We start from the raw sequence: 15,039 nt of genomic DNA on the forward strand, positions 1-15,039 counted from the left end.
GGAGCCGCCCGTTAACTGGCGATGTCCCCCCGGCCGGGTAGGCTCGACGCCCTGCATGGGCAGCTCGGAGCTCTTCACCCGGCACGTCTTCCTGGACCTCGAAACGACGGGGCTCGACCCCCGCGTGGATGAGGTCATCGAGGTGGGCTGCCTCTTCTTCGAGGACGGCCGGGAGGTGGACCGCTTCTCCCGCCTGTACTCCGCGTCGCGCCCGCTGAACCTCACCATCCGCCGGCTCACCGGCCTCTCCGACGCGCAGCTCGCCGGGCAGCCCCGCTTCGACGCGGAGCGCGCGGAGCTGCGGGAGCGGCTGAAGGGCTGGACGGTGGTGGCGCACAACGCCCCGTTCGAGAAGGGCTTCCTGCCGGACGTGCTCGGTGGCGTGCCGGTGCTCGACTCATGCGAGCTCATGCACTACCTGCACCCGGAGCTGCCCAGCCACTCGCTGGAGTCGCTGATGCGGTGGGCGAAGCTGGGCTCGCAGCAGCCGCACCGCGCGCTCCATGACTGCGTGGCGGTGCACGCGGTGCTGGTGCACGCGCTGGACGGCTGCGTGCGCGACGGGCGCGCGGAGGACGTGGCGGACCTGCTGGCCACGATGGACCCCAGGGCCCGCGCGGCGCTGGGGCCCACGCCGCTGCTGGACGCCCTCTCGGAAGAGGACGCTCGCGACCTGGCGGCGGACGCGGAGGCGCGGCCCCTGCTGGGACTGCTGTCGCGGCTGTGGGAGGCGTGCCGGGCCTCGCCGGTACCGCTGAGCCTGGAGACGACGGGTGGCTTCCTTCGCGCGCGGCCGGAGCGCAAGCGCGCGAACGGTGGAAGGCCTCCCCCGGAGCCGGAGCTGGACGCGACGCCGCTGCCGGTGCGGCCGGAGGAGGTGTCGCAGGTGCTGGGGCCCGGCGGCGCGCTGGAGCGTGGGGGCGGGTTCCTGTCCCGGCCCGCGCAGCTGGAGATGGCGCAGGCGGTGGCGCGCACGCTGTCGGACGGCGGGCAGGTGGCGGTGGAGGCCGGCACGGGCACGGGCAAGTCGCTGGCGTACCTCACGCCCGCGGCGCTGTTCGCCGCGCGCAACGGGCTGAAGGTCGGCGTGGCGCCGCACACGAAGACGCTCCAGGACCAGTTGCTGGAGAAGGACCTGCCCCGGCTGCACCAGGCCACGGGCGGCGCGTTCGGCTACGCGCTGCTCAAGGGACAGACGAACTACCTGTGCCGCCGCCGCGCTCTGGAGGCCACGCGCGTGGAGCCGGGGATGAACCATTCGGCGCGAGCGCCCCGGGCCTACGTGCGCGCGTACCTGCGCCGCAGCCTGGACGGGGACCTGGACCGGCTGAGCCACTGGTTCCGCGAGCGCTTCCCGCAGATGCACGGGCTGGTGCCGTCGGTGCGCTCCGAGGCGGCGACGACGCTGGGCGAGCGCTGCCCGCATCACCACAAGTGCTTCTACCACTCGGCGGTGGCGCAGGCGCGCGAGGCGGACGTGCTGGTCATCAACCAGTCGCTCGCGTTCGCGTGGCCCGCGCGCTACGGGCGCCTGGACCACCTGGTGCTGGACGAGGCGCACGAGCTGGAGGACGTGGCCACCACCGCGCTCACGGTGGAGCTGTCGGACCTGGCCTTCCTGCGCCTCACGGAGCGGCTGCACGGGCGCGACGGGCGACGGGGCCTCTTCGCGGAGCTGCGCCGCGCGCTCGCGGCCACGCGCCGGGATGAGTCCCGCGTGCTGATGTCCGAGGTGGACGACGCCCTGCGCACGCTGCTCCAGGAGGCGCGCATGCTGGGCGAGCAGGTGACGGCCCTGTGCGAGCCCGCGTCCGCGATGCCCGGTGAGGACGCGGACGACGCGGCCTACGCGCCGGAGCTGCGGGTGACGGACGCGGTGCGCGCCCTGCCCGCCTGGGAGCCCGTGCGCGAGGGGCTGGTGGCGGTGCGCACGGCGCTGCAGCGGGTGCACACGCTGCTGGCGGTGCGCGTGCTGGCGGCGCTGCCGGAGCTGGCGGTGAAGCAGCCCTCGCTGGAGCGGGAGCTGGCCGGGGCCACCACGGAGCTGGGCGAGCTGTCGGTGCTCGCGGGAGAGCTGGCCGGAGAGCCGGACGCGAAGCGCTGCTACTCGGCGCGGTCGGAGCCTCGCAAGGGCCGCTGGAGCGTGGGCGCGCAGCCGGTGGACGTGTCCGAGGCCGTGGCGAAGGACTTCGCCGCGAACAAGCGCGCGCTGGTGATGGCGTCCGCCACGCTGGGCACCGGGGACGGCGTGCCCTTCGTGCTGAAGCGGCTGGGGCTGAGGCCGCCCATCCTGCGTGCGCCGTCGCCCTTCCACCTGGGACAGCAGGCGCTGGTGGTGCTCGTCACCGACGCGCCGCGCGCGCACGAGGAGCCGTTCATCGACTGGGCCTCCGGGCGCATCTCCGGGCTGGCGCAGGTGATGGGCGGCCGGGTGCTGGGCCTTTTCGCCTCCACGCGGCGGCTGGAGCGCGTGTCGCGCGAGGTGCAGGCGCGGCTGGAGCCGCACGGCATTGAAGTGCTGCGCCAGTCGCGCGGGCACGGGCGCTCCTTGGCGGCGCGGCAGGAGCGCGACACGGGCACGGTGCTCCTGGGCACCAAGAGCTTCTGGCAGGGCGTGGACATCCCCGGGCGCGGCGTGGGGTGTGTCTTCATCGACAAGCTGCCGCTGGAGCCGGCGTCACGGCCGCTGGTGGCCGCGCGCGAGGAGCCGCTGGCGAAGGCGGGCAACGAGTACCTGGGCTTCCTCCAGTACCGGCTGCCGCGCGCGTTGCTGCTGTTGCGCCAGGGCGTCGGGCGGCTCATCCGCTCCACCACGGACCGGGGCATCGTCGTGGTCGCCGACCCCGGGCACGCCAGCTACCGGCCCATGTTGCTCCAGGCGCTCGCGGGCTACCGCGTCGTCGCGCTGCCGTGGGCGCAGGCGCGGCTGCTCTTGCACTCGGAGCTGATGCAGATGGGGCTCACCGCCGACACCGCGCGGGTGTGAGCCCCCGGCCCTGCCCTACCGCGCCAGCCGCTCGCGGTAGCGCGCTTCCAGGGCGCTGAGTTCATCCACCCAGGGACCCGTGGCGCCGCTCGTGCGCGCCTGGGCCAGGGCCTCCGCCACCACGCGCGCGTCCTCCTCCTGCTGCGTGCGCAGCCGCTGCGTCATGTCCCGCGCGGCCTCGAAGACGTCCTGCAGCTCGTCGCCCTCGCGCAGGCCGTGCTGCGGCGGACGCAGGCGGCCTTCGGCCACCTCGCGCATCATGCGCTTGATGCGGAAGAGCGGACCCGCCATCCGGTGCGTCACCACGATGGTCGACAGCGCCACCACGACGATGAACGTCACCAGGCAGCCGCCCAGCACCCACCACGTCAGGTGCTGGTGGCGCTCCAGCTCCGCGCGCTGCGCGACGATGGCCGTGCGCTCCGCCTCGTAGCTGGCGTCGATGGCCTGCGCCTGCTCCCGGAACTGCTTCTCGAACGCCGGGTCGTTCATGTGGGCCATCAGCTCGTTGGAGAGCGTGGCCCCGGACAATTCGCGGCTCACCTCCGCCGCGCGCGAGCGGGCGTCCACCGCCGTCGCCGTCTCGTGCATCAGCGAGTTCGCCGCGCGCACCAGGAAGATGCCCAAGAGCGCCGCCAGCACCAGCGACACGCCGACGATGTACGCGGTGAGCTTCAGCTGGAAGGGCGCGTCGAGCAGGAAGTTGCGCCAGCGGCGCTTCGTCGTCGGGGCCGGGGCCGTGGTCGTCGTCATGTCTCGCTGCTCCAGTCGAAGGTCGCGGCGGCTTCCTCGATGGCTCGGGGGATGAGGGCCTTCAACAGGTCCGCGGGCGGAGCCCCCGCGGCGTTCACTTCCACCTGCCCCATCAGGGACTGCTCCGGGTACGTCATGCACAGGATGGCCAGCCGCAGCCCTCCGCTGTCCGTGGCTTGGATCTCCGCCGTGATGCGGTAGCCGTGCACGCCCAGCTTCTTGAGCGCGCCCTTCGCCGCCGCCTTCGACTCCTTCTCCGGCGCCATCAGCGCGCCCCGGCGCACCAGCTTGGAGCGAAGGCGCGCCTCCGTCACCTTCACCAGGTCCGCGGGCACGCTGCCTGTCTTGTCCTTCACCGCGTCCAGCGACAGGTAGAAGCGCGGCCGGCGCGCCTGGTACGCCTTGATGGCCTTGATGGACTCCGCCACCGCCGCCTGCACCGTGGCGTCCGCCTCCCCCTTCACCGCCTGGAGGCAGTCGAGCCCGCCCGGCTCCAGCAGGGCGCCCAGACCCTTGGCCACCGCGGCGCGCACCAGCTCGCTGGGGTCCTTGAGGGCGCCGCAGAGCGGCGTCACCGCCTCCGGGTCCTCGGTGGCCCCCAACACGAGCGCGGCTTGTGAGCGAGCACGCGGATCCCTTCCCTTCTCCAACTGACGACCCAGGAAGGTGATGCGCGTGTCTCCCTGCGCCAGCGCAGCGCTCGGCAGCAGGAAGAAGAAGAGCAGGAGTGCTGTCGGCAGCCGCATGGGATGGGCAAAGAAGTGCCAACAGTGTAGCCGCGATTTACCTGTCCATGACAGTTGCCTCTCAGGGCAATCGCGCACACCTTGCAGGCGCACAATGGGCGACGTCCTCCACAGGGGGAGGACGGCTGGGGTGCGGGGGACCCGAGGCGGGTCACCGCGGGCTGGGGGCGCAATGAAACGCGGAGTCATCCTGACGGGTGTTCTGCTGCTGGCAGGGTGGTTGAGCGGTTGCCGTGACTCGGACCGTCTGACGTCGGTGGGCAAGCCGCGGCCTCCCGGGCCGACTCCGGTGGAGTCCACGCCCACCCTTCCCGACTCCGAAAACTCCCAGCCGCCGCCCGGCAAGCCACCACCGGTGCCGGAGGTGGTGGACCCGCCGCCGCCGGATCCGGAGGAGGAGGTGTTGGATCCCACCCCCATCCCGACGACGGACGGCGTCCCCGGGCCGCTGCCCGGCGTCTACACGGACAAGGGCGAGGCGCCGGAGACGGACCTCATCCGCGGGCTCGTGTCCTTCCCCATCCGCGACGAGGACGCGCTCGAGGAGCGCATCCACGACATCTACAAGCCCGGCGGCTCCGGCTTCCGCAAGTACATGACGCAGGCCGAGTGGATGGCGAAGCACGCCCCGACGCAGAAGGACGTCACCATCGTCACGGACTGGCTGAAGTCCGAGGGCATGCAGGTGCCCTACGTCGCCACCAACCGCCTCCTGGTGCAGTTCGTGGGGACGGTGGCCCAGTTCAACAAGGCGTTCGGCGTGAAGCTGCGCGTCCTGGAGCGCAAGTCGCCGCAGGGCGGCAATGATCCGCACGACGTCTACGGCCTCACGGAGGGCATCAAGGCCCCCACGTTCGTGCAGCAGCGCATCCACGCCATCGTCGCGCTGGACCTGCCGGCGGAGACGGGCACGATGCCCGGCGAGTTCGGCCAGCCGTCCACGGACAAGCCGGACCCCATCAACAAGGGCCTCACGCCGCAGCAGGTGGCGCGCGCGTACGGCGCGGACACGCTCTACGCGCAGGGCCACCACGGCCAGGGCACGAAGCTGGGCGTGGTGATTGGCGCCGGCTTCCGGTGGAAGGACGTGCGCGCCTTCTGGAAGATGTGGGACATCCAGCGCGAGGACCCCAAGGTCGTCCAGACCATGGAGCCGCCCGTCACGCGTTACCGCGAGGGCACGCTGGACGTGGAGTGGGCCGCGGCGATGGCGCCCAAGTCGGACGTCATCGTCTACATGGGCCCGGACGCGCGCAACTCGTCCATGCTCTACACCTTCAACGAGGCCATTGGCCGCGGCGAGGTGTCCGTCATCACCACGTCCTTCGCGCACCGCGAGGACTCCGAGCCGCGCGCGGTGCATGAGCAGTACAGCGCCTCCGGGATGATGGCCGCCGCGCTGGGCATCACCGTGGCCGCCGCGAGCGGCGACTCCGCGGGCGTGGACACGCCGGGCTCCAGCCCCTACGTCACCGCCGTGGGCGGCACGCAACTGAAGATGAACGGCATGACGGTGACGGGCGAGACGGCCTGGTACTACTCCGGCTCCGGCATCAGCCGCTCCTTCACCACCCCGGAGTGGCAGAAGGGCATCGTCCCGCTGCCCGCCAAGCGCGCGGTGGTGGACGTCGCGCTCAACGCGGACACCGGCTACTGGTACACGTGGCTGGGCGTCACCACGCCCAACACCGGCACGTCCTTCGCGTCGCCCATCTTCGCGGGCCTCATCGCGGTTGTGAACGGCGCGCGGGCGGAGGAAGCCAAGCCGCCGGTGGGCTGGCTCAACTCGCAGCTCTACACGCTGCCGAACGTGCAGAAGAGCTTCCGCGACATCACCGTGGGGGTCACCGACCGGCAGTACGAAGCCGGACCGGGCTGGGACATCCCCACCGGCTGGGGCGCGCCGAGCGCGGAGGGCCTGCTGCAGACCCTGCCCTAGCCAGGCAGGCACATAGGGCGGACGGGCGTGCGAGCGCCGCTCCGGCTGTCATCCCGGATTGACGGGATGCGAATGCATGCGCAGGGCATGCTGTTCGGGACAGGACCATGTCTTTGTCCCCCCTGCGCGCGTCCCTTTCCTGCCTCCTGCTCCTCGCAGCCGCTTGCAGCAATGCCGTCGCTGGACCGAGCGATGCCGTGGCGGAGAACTCTTCCATCAGCGCTCCCGGGAGCGTGGGCCAGGCACCCGCCTCGCCCACCGACCCCGTCGAGGACGTGGGCCAGGTGCCCACCACGCCGACGCCCACCGACACGGTGACACCTGGGGAGACGCCCGCGGCCGAGACGCCGGTCGCCAGCACGCCGGACCCGTCGACGAGCGTGTGCGCGCCGCTCGGCTCGCTGGCCAGCCTGACGGGCGACCTGACGAAGTGGCTTTTGACGGCGCCCATCACCGCGGCCAACAGCGGCGGCTTCAAAGAGCCGGGCGGCACGGAGCTGGCCGCGTTCGAGGGCGCCTTCCGCACGCTGCTCACCGAAGGCCCCACCGCGCAGGTGGTGCGGGACCTGGCGGGGATGGGCTACGGCGTGTCCACCTTCCGCAACGCCACGGGCGGCGGGTGGCTGGTGGTACGCGAGCAGGGGCTGTTTTCGCGCGGCGGCGGCACGTTCATCATCAACCTGTTCCCCGCGCGCGACCTGTGGCTGGAGGCGCCGCACGCGGACTCCGACGAAGGCACGCTGCGCCAGACGGCCACGCAGCTGGTGACGCTGGGCGCGCGCGCGCTGCTCATCACCGGCAGCAACCGCTGCGCCGTCACCACCGCCAGCCCGTGCAGCGGCACCACCAGCGTGTGCGGCACCAAGGGCCTGCGCATCTCCGACGCCGCGCACTACGGCAACACCTTCTTCACCGCCGCGCACCGCGCGCTGCGCGCCACCTGGCCGGACGCCATCGCCGCCAGCATCCACGGCATGGACGCGGGCGACGGCCCCGAGGCCGCCGTGGTGAGCGACGGCACCAGCGCGCTGCGGCCGCAGGCGCTCTCCAACCGCCTGCGCGACGCGCTCAACACCCACCTGGTGGGCACGAAGAAGGCGTTCTCCTGCAACGCGGCGGAGGACTCGGGCAAGCACCGCGCCCTGTGCGGCACCAGCAACGTGCAGGGCCGCATCGACAACGGCGCCGCGGACGCGTGCTTCACGGAGGCCGCCGCCGCCTCGGACCGCTTCGTCCACCTGGAGCAGTCCGCCACGCTGCGCGGCACCGGCGCGTCGTCCAAGGCCGTCATCCAGGCGCTCGCGGACACCGTGCCCTGCACGCTCACCGGCTCCGGCCTGGGCTGTCAGGCCGTGGTGGCCGCGCAGGACTGTCCGTAGGGGCCGTGACGCAGCACGCCGCAGGCAGTCCGTACCCAGGGTCCAGTCCGGCTTTGCCTCGCGTGAAGCGCACGGGCTGATCCGGTCCAAGAGGTCACTTCCAGTGTCCGCAGCTGGGCATTCAGCGGGACTGGAGGCCCGGATCATCGGTTGGACAGCGGACGCTTCTCACCCGCTGAGAGGGGCGGCCCTGGTCGGGGACGGGCGCCTCCCTAGATTCGAGCGGCCACCAATGCCGCTCCTTTCGACCCTGACACTCTTTCCGGCTTACTCCCTCGACACCTCCATCCTGGTGGCGGTGCTCGTGGGCGTGCTCATCCTGGCGCTCCTCACGGAGACGCTCGGGTGGGTCTTCGTGGGCCTCGTCGTTCCCGGCTACCTGGCCTCGGTGTTCGTCATCCACCCGGAGGCGGGCTGCACGGTGGTGGCGGAGTCGCTGCTCACCTATGGCCTGGCGCTGGCGTTCTCCAGCGGACTGTCCCGCACGGGGGCCTGGAGCGAGTTCTTCGGCCGAGACCGCTTCTTCGCCGTGGTGCTGGCCAGCGTGGTGGTGCGCGCGGTGAGCGAGACGTGGCTCCTGCCCGTCCTGGGCCACTGGATGGACGAGCGGTGGGGCACGTCCTTCATCGTCGACCGCAGCCTGCACAGCATCGGCCTGGTGCTGGTGCCGCTCACCGCGAACGCCTTCTGGAAGCTGAAGCTGCGCCGCGGGCTGTGGCAGGTGTTCGTGCCGGTGGCGCTCACGTACGTGATTCTGCGCTTCGTGCTGCTGCCCGGCACCAACCTGTCCTTCTCCAGCCTGGAGCTGATGTACGAGGACGTGGCGCAGGACTTCCTGTCCAGCCCCAAGGCCTACATCATCCTGCTGACGACGGCGTTCCTCGCCGCGCGCTTCAACCTCAAGTACGGCTGGGACTTCAACGGCATCCTCGTGCCCGCGCTGCTGGCGCTCACGTGGCTGGAGCCCCTGAAGCTCGTGGCCACGATGGCGGAGGTGCTGCTGCTGGTGCTGGCCGCGAAGGCGGTGCTGTCGGTGCCGGGGCTGCGCACGCTCAACCTGGAGGGCCCTCGCAAGACGGTGCTCGTCTTCTGCCTGGGCTTCCTCGTGAAGTGGACCGTGGGCTGGGCCATGGGCGCCCGCATCCCGGGCCTGAAGGTCACGGACCTGTTCGGCTTCGGCTACCTGGTGCCCACGCTGCTGGCGGTGAAGATGCTCCAGAAGCAGGTGATTGCCCGCGTGCTGCTGCCCACGCTGCACACGTCGCTGGCGGGCTTCCTCATCGGCAGCCTCGCGGGCTTCGGGCTGTCGCTCATCGAGCCGCGCCCGGCCACCGCGCTCACCGCGGACGCGCCGCACGAACACGTGCCGGGGCTGGGCCTGGACCAGTCTTCGCTGGGCGTGATGGTGATGGGCCGCGCCACCGCGCGTGAGAGCGACGTGGGCGGTTCGCTGCGGCTGAAGCACGGCGACCTGCGCGCGTACACCGGGCTGTGGAACGGGCTGGACGCGTGGCTGGAGTCGGGCCGCGCGGAGGCCGTGTCCTCGCTGCGCACGCAGGCGGTGGCGCTGGGGCTGGAGCTCCGGGAGCTGCCGAAGCAGGACGGCGGGCCCGCGCGCTTCGCGCTGGTGGAGCGCGTGGAGGGCGACGGCAAGGCGGGCTGGGACACGTCGCTGCTCGTCCCCGGCGCGCAGGGGCCCGTGCTGGAGGTGCCGCGTCCGCTGACGGAGGCGCCGAGCGCCGAGGCCGCCGCGCTCCTGTGCGAGCGCGTGAGCTGCCGCGCCATCATCGTGAGCGGCGTGGATTCCCACCGCGCGGGCCTGGTGCTGGGCGACGCGCTGGCGCAGTCGGAGACGCCGCTGCGCCACGCCCACGACGCGCTGTCCTCGCGGGAGCGGGTGCAGCTGCGCGTGGACCCTTCGCTGAAGCCGGGTCAGGTGGTGCTGCACACGCCGGGTGGCAAGGCGCCCCAGGGCCTGGACGCGTTGTGGCCGGGCGCGAAGGTGACGGAGGAGGCTCCGCCGGAGCCCGGTGGCAACTGGGGCGAGGCGCGCGTGAGCGTGCTGCGCGCAGGCGCCTTCGACCTGGCCTCGCTGGTGCTGAAGCAGGCGCAGGCGCTGGCCGAGCCGATGACGGAGCGCGACGCGCTGGGCACGCTGATGGTGACGCCGGAGGTGGCGCGCGTGCCGGCGGTGCAGCCTTCGGACGCGGAGCTGCTGGTGCTGGAGCAGCAGGTGGCCTCGCCGCTGTTGGGCGGCGGGACGGCGGACGTGCCGGTGGAGCTGCGCACGCGCTGGGCCGGCGCCATGGCGGCGCTCATGGGCCTGCGGGTGCACCCCGTGACGGAGTGCGCGGGCGCGGCCGGATGCTGGTGGGTGACGGACGCGGAAGGGACGCCGGGCCGGCTGGGCGCGGGGCTGATGGTGCGGCCGGGCGGCTCGCCGCTCGCGCTGGAGGTGCCGTCGCCGGCCCGCGAGGCGGGCACGCTGCCGGTGGCCGCCGAGGTGTGGCACGAGTCGCGGGCCACCGCGATGGTGTTCGCCACCGCTTCGGGCGACATGCCCCACCCGGCCACCTTCGGTGAGCTGCGCACGAGCTTCCAGGCGTTCCACCAGGCGGTGCACCGCGCGCTGCCGAAGGAGCAGGGCTGGGTGCTGCACCTGCGCGGCTTCTCCGGCCGGCCCTCCGTGGACGCGGACGTGCTGGTGGACGTGGGCAGCCCGGTGCTCACCCCGGCGCAGCGGCCGGCGGACCTGGAAAAGCTCTTGTCGAAGGAAGGCCCGCTGGGCTGGCTGGGGCAGCGCGTGCGCTACCACGACGGCTCCCCGGAGCTGACGGGCCTCAACGACGCGAGCCCGCAGCAGGTCTTCTCCCGCACCTTCGGCGGGGCGCGGCTGGCCACGCTGTGGCTGTCCGAGCCGCTGCGCGGCGCCTTCGTGGGTCCCCGGCTCGCGGCGGAGGAGCTGGCCCTCACGGGCCTGACGCCCGAGGAGCCGCGCGAGTCTCCCGAGCGCGCGCTCCTGGCGGACCGGCTGGTGGCGCCCACGCAGCCCGTGTCCTCCGCGCTGAAGGAGCACTTCGCGGAGCTGACCGCCAGCGCGGAGCGCTACGTCGCGCAGCAGAACGTGCACGACCTTCGCGCGCTGGCGCAGACGAAGCGCGTGGGCAACATCACGCGTCAGGTGAAGTCCGGTTACAGCGCCGAATACGGCCTGCCCTTCCTCCTGGTGGAAGCGCGGCAGGGCAAGCAGGTGCTGCGCGCCGTCTATTTCCTTCAGCAGCACCCGTCGCCGGCGAAGCGCGCGGAGCTGACCGCGGGTGACGCGGAGCTCGCGAGCACGGTGGACCTGGCGCTGCGACACCGCCGTCCGGTGGTGTTGACCGGGGAAGTCTCCCGCGAAGAGGCCCGTCGATGAAGACCCGCAGCCGCGCCCTCGTGGCGCTCCTTGGCCTGATGGTGGGCCTGGCCCTCATCTGGGGCGCGAGCCTCGCCGTGCTGGGCAACACCGACACGCCCACCGCGCGGCGCGACGCGAAGTTCGTCAACGCCGAGCGCCTCATCTTCTACCGCCTGGAGCCGGGCCGGGAGATGCGCGTGCGCGTCCCCGCGGACGCGGAGGAGCTGCTCGTCGTCACGCACGAGCTGCTCCCCGACGGCACGCCCTACGCGCCGGAGAAGCAGTACCAGTACGGCCTCAAGGCCATCCTGCGCGGACCGGACGGCGTCCTCCTGGAGCGCGCCATCTTCACGCGCACGCGCCAGAGCAAGGGCCAGCCGCAGGAGGACGGCACGTTCCTGGAGGAGAGCGCCTTCACGACGCACGCGGATCAGCAGGTGACGGACGAGCGCGAGTTCGTGCTGCGCCTGCCCAAGGAGCGGCCGGACTACTCCGTGCTCTACCTGCGGCCCGCGGGCACCAACGACACGCTGCTCGCGCGCGTGTACGTCCGCGCGCACCGCACGCTGCCGCTGCTCGCGTCGCAGAAGCTGGCCCAGGCCCGCGCGGAGGTGCGCGCCGGCCGCGCCACCTTCGAGCCCTTCGAGAAGCTCTCCGGCGACACGCGCCGCTGGCTCGCGGAGGAGCACTGGGAGCGCCTCAACGCGGAGGGCGAGGCGGGCACCGACTACCAGATTGAACCCGTCTACCGCACCGCCTACCGGCTGCCGCTGGTGGAGGCCACCGAGTCCGTGCAGGAGCGCCTGGGCGCCGGCCGCGCCGTGGCCCTCAACGTCACCGGGCCCGCGAAGCCGGTGCTGTGGCTGTGGAGCGACGCGACGGACGCGAAGGCGCAGCCGCACGGGCCCGTGACGGTGCAGACGCTGTCCGCGGACGGCACGGCCCACACGCTGGAGCTGCCGGGCCCCGTGGCGGGCTCGCCCATGTCGCATCCGCTGGAGCTGCCGGCGGGCGTGCACACGGTGATGGTGCGCAACGACGGCCAGGAGGACCTGCGCTACACGGTGGAGGGCCCGTTCGAGTCGTGGCTCCTGCCCGCCGAGTCGCACCCCTCGCCCGGTGTCGCGTCGGAGGGCCGCGTGGCCTTCCTGCCGGACACGCGCCGCACGGAGGCGTTCGCCACCGGCCCGGCGTGCCCGGTGCTGGAGCTGGACATCGATCCGCGCATGGACGCGGTGGGGCGGCTGGTGCGCATCGACGCGCGCACGCTGGACCGCGCGCCCTCGCGCGAGCCGCTGCACCTGAGCCTCACGGTGCTGGATGCCCAGGGCCAGTCGCTGGGCCAGGCCTCGCTGGACGCCACGCCGGAGCCCGCGCCGTTCGAGAGCGCGGCCCTGGCGCCGCTGCCCGGGGGCGCGCTGCCGTGCACGCCGATGGCGCAGGTGGCCCAGGACGCGGGCACGGGCGAAGTCACGGACCTGCCGGCCTGGGTGTCGGGCACGGCGAGCGCGCGGGTGTTCCTGCCGATGGGGGCTCGCAAGCTGCGCGTGGAGGCGCCGCGCGCGACCATCGTGCAGCTCTACAGCTTCCTCTCCAGCGGCCAGGCCCTGACGGCGATGGCGCCGTACACGAACGACGCGCTCACGGCCGTGCGCTGGCGCAACGCGCCCGTGGACGCTCGCGCGTGGCACCCGATGCGTCCGGCGAACCTGCCCGCGCTGATGCAGGCGGGGGCTCGACTGGAGCTGCTCAGCCAGGTGCGCCTGGAGCCCGTGGGTCCGGAGGAGGAGACGCCTCCGCCGTCGGGTGACGCGATGGTGGTGCGCCCCTATGGCTCGCCCGCGGTGGTGGAGGTGCTGGAGTCCGCGCAGGCGGACACGGTGGACATGGTGAAGGCGCTGTCCACGGTGCTGGAGCCGGGCCGCGCGGTGCGGGCGCGCTTCGATGCGCGCACGCCCACCCGTCCGGAGGTGCGCCTGTCGTTGAAGGACGCGGCGGCGCTGGGCAACGAGGTGGAGGTGCTGCTCGACGGCGAGCCCCTGCACCGCTTCACCGTGCGCTCCACGCGGACGCGGGAGCTCCTGCCTCCGCTGCCTCCGGGTGAGCATGAGGTGCTGCTGCGCTCCACGGCGCCGGGGCTGACGGCGATGCTCAACCGGCCTCCGGCGACGGGCAGCGGCCTGCGCTCGCGCACGGTGTATCCGGTGGGCCAGGGCGGCCTGCGCGTGCCGGTGCGCAAGACGGGGCCGGGCGCCGTCACCCTCAACGTGGTCGTCTACACGCCGGTGGCGGAGGGCGCGACGGCGCCCCAGCTGTCCGTGACGGTGGACGGCGGCAACCCCGTGCGTCGCGCCAGCGTGCTGGTGCCGCACGTCACCCGCGCCGAGCGCACGGTGGTGCTGCCGGCCTCCGAGCGGGACCCCGCGATGCCGGCGGGCCGTCCGGGCGTGAAGTGGTACGCGCGCACGGTGCCGGTGACGCTGGGCGAGGACATCGCGCCGGGCGTGCACACGGTGCGCATCCAGGCGCTGGGCTCCGAGTCTCTATGGGCGCGGTTCTTCATGTTCGGCCCGTCGGTGGAGAACACCGCGCCGCGCATGTGGAACCGGGGTGGCTGGCAGCCTGACGAGGACATGTTGTGAAGTCCCCCGGGAAGACCGGGTCGTGGCGCCCGCTCGTGGCCGCGGGGGTCGTGTCCGTGCTGAGCGCCGCGGTGAGCGCCCACGCACAGACGGCCCCGAGCGCCTCGACGGCATCGAGCGGTACGTCCGCATCGCCCGCCCCGACAACCGTGAACGACGCGTCGGCCTCGAACACCGCGTCGGCTTCGAACACCGCGCCGGCCGCGAAGGCCTCGAAGCAGGACGCCTCGCGAGGCGGCATGCGCGCGAAGTCCCCGACACGGCCCGCGCCGGAGCGCGTGCCGCAGGAGGATCCATCCGTGAACGTGCCCGAGCATTCGGGGTGCCGCGTGGACGCGCGCTTCTCCGGCCTGTGGCCCCGCGTGGACGCCGTGATGTTCCACCCCACCACGCTGGAGGAGCGGGCGGCGTTCTCCAGGCTCATCCCCGCGCTGCTGACCGCCGCGCCGAAGCAGAAGGACGTGCCCCCGGAGCTGACCAACGTCGCCGCGTCCGCGGGCTTCTTCCTGGAGACGTGGACCACGCCGCGCGACACCTTCTGGGTGCTGCGCGAGCGCACGGACAACCTCCACGGCGCGGGCGCGTATGTGATCCGCACGGGCGAGGCCACCGACGACGTGGTGCAGGTGCCCCACCCGTACTTCGACATCGGCACGGAGGACATCGGCGCAAGCCTCTTCTCCTGCCCGCCGGAGGGCCGCGCGCCGCGCCTGTTCATGACCGCCACCGCGCACCGCTACAAGGGCACGCCCGGTGAGACGCCCGAAGACCCCGAGCACCCCGCCGACGTCGCGCACAACCCGGAGCACCTCTTCCAGACCGTGACCGACCTGGCCGCGCGCCAGCTCCCCGCCCCGCGCGTGGTGCAGCTGCACGGCTTCGGCGAGTCCAAGGTCCAGAAGGGCCGCACGGAGCTGCTCGCGGCCGTGGTGAGCGACGGGACCCGCAAGCCCGGCGCGTGGGCCCGCAAGGTGGCCGCACCCTTGGAGCATTCGCTCGGCCCCGGAGTGAAGCTGTTCCCGGACGGGGTGCAGGTGCTCGGTGGGACACAGAACGCGCAGGCCCGGCTGCTCCAGGCCTACCCGCTCGCCCGCTTCCTGCACCTGGAAATGTCATCCCGTACGCGCAAAGCGCTGGCGAGCCCGGCGCGTCTGGACCGGCTGGCCCAGATTCTGTTCGCACCCTTGGAGGACTGAG

General features: G+C 72.9%; 8 protein-coding genes. 6 read left to right on the forward strand and 2 right to left on the reverse strand.

Features of this window, described 5'->3' with window-relative positions:
- Window positions 1-55: 55 nt before the first annotated feature.
- Window positions 56-2,986, forward strand: a complete 2,931-nt coding sequence (locus tag AABA78_RS06385) for a helicase C-terminal domain-containing protein (protein ID WP_338262079.1) — start codon at window positions 56-58, stop codon at window positions 2,984-2,986.
- Window positions 2,987-3,001: 15 nt separating this feature from the next.
- Here the strand turns inward: AABA78_RS06385 and AABA78_RS06390 are convergent, their stop codons facing one another.
- Together AABA78_RS06390 and AABA78_RS06395 are read right to left on the reverse strand one after the other, a co-directional pair.
- Entirely contained in the window at window positions 3,002-3,739 is a 738-nt protein-coding gene (locus AABA78_RS06390) for a signal protein (RefSeq protein ID WP_338262080.1), read from the reverse strand.
- A complete protein-coding gene (locus tag AABA78_RS06395; protein WP_338262081.1) occupies window positions 3,736-4,485 on the reverse strand; it encodes a HEAT repeat domain-containing protein in 750 nt (249 codons plus the stop codon). Before AABA78_RS06395 ends, AABA78_RS06390 begins: the two co-directional genes overlap by 4 nt.
- A gap of 172 nt (window positions 4,486-4,657) precedes the next feature.
- On the opposite strand from AABA78_RS06395, the gene AABA78_RS06400 reads away from it, so the two are divergent.
- The 5 genes from AABA78_RS06400 (at window position 4,658) to AABA78_RS06420 (ending at window position 15,038) form a co-directional block, all read left to right on the forward strand.
- On the forward strand, window positions 4,658-6,424 hold the full coding sequence (locus AABA78_RS06400) for a S53 family peptidase (RefSeq protein ID WP_338262082.1): 1,767 nt from the start codon (window positions 4,658-4,660) through the stop codon (window positions 6,422-6,424).
- A 197-nt stretch (window positions 6,425-6,621) separates the two neighbouring features.
- Window positions 6,622-7,803, forward strand: a complete 1,182-nt coding sequence (locus tag AABA78_RS06405; RefSeq protein WP_338262083.1) for a hypothetical protein — start codon at window positions 6,622-6,624, stop codon at window positions 7,801-7,803.
- Window positions 7,804-8,035: 232 nt separating this feature from the next.
- Window positions 8,036-11,218: a poly-gamma-glutamate biosynthesis protein PgsC/CapC gene (locus AABA78_RS06410; RefSeq protein ID WP_338262084.1), complete on the forward strand. Its 3,183-nt coding sequence runs from the start codon at window positions 8,036-8,038 to the stop codon at window positions 11,216-11,218.
- Window positions 11,215-13,842, forward strand: coding sequence for a hypothetical protein (locus tag AABA78_RS06415; protein ID WP_338262085.1), 2,628 nt, complete (start codon window positions 11,215-11,217; stop codon window positions 13,840-13,842). The genes AABA78_RS06410 and AABA78_RS06415 overlap by 4 nt, the downstream gene beginning before the upstream one ends.
- Before the next feature lie 35 nt (window positions 13,843-13,877).
- Window positions 13,878-15,038, forward strand: a complete 1,161-nt coding sequence (locus AABA78_RS06420) for a hypothetical protein (RefSeq protein WP_338262086.1) — start codon at window positions 13,878-13,880, stop codon at window positions 15,036-15,038.
- Window position 15,039: the final 1 nt, after the last annotated feature.

It is taken from the genome of Corallococcus caeni (assembly GCF_036245865.1).
Lineage (GTDB): Bacteria > Myxococcota > Myxococcia > Myxococcales > Myxococcaceae > Corallococcus > Corallococcus caeni.

Excerpts from the sequence above, each read along its gene's own strand:
- AABA78_RS06385 (WP_338262079.1), top strand. The coding sequence starts at position 56 with ATGGGCAGCTCGGAGCTCTTCACCCGGCACGTCTTCCTGGACCTCGAA.
- AABA78_RS06390 (WP_338262080.1), bottom strand. The coding sequence starts at position 3,739 with ATGACGACGACCACGGCCCCGGCCCCGACGACGAAGCGCCGCTGGCGC.
- AABA78_RS06395 (WP_338262081.1), bottom strand. The coding sequence starts at position 4,485 with ATGCGGCTGCCGACAGCACTCCTGCTCTTCTTCTTCCTGCTGCCGAGC.
- AABA78_RS06400 (WP_338262082.1), top strand. The coding sequence starts at position 4,658 with ATGAAACGCGGAGTCATCCTGACGGGTGTTCTGCTGCTGGCAGGGTGG.
- AABA78_RS06410 (WP_338262084.1), top strand. The coding sequence starts at position 8,036 with ATGCCGCTCCTTTCGACCCTGACACTCTTTCCGGCTTACTCCCTCGAC.
- AABA78_RS06415 (WP_338262085.1), top strand. The coding sequence starts at position 11,215 with ATGAAGACCCGCAGCCGCGCCCTCGTGGCGCTCCTTGGCCTGATGGTG.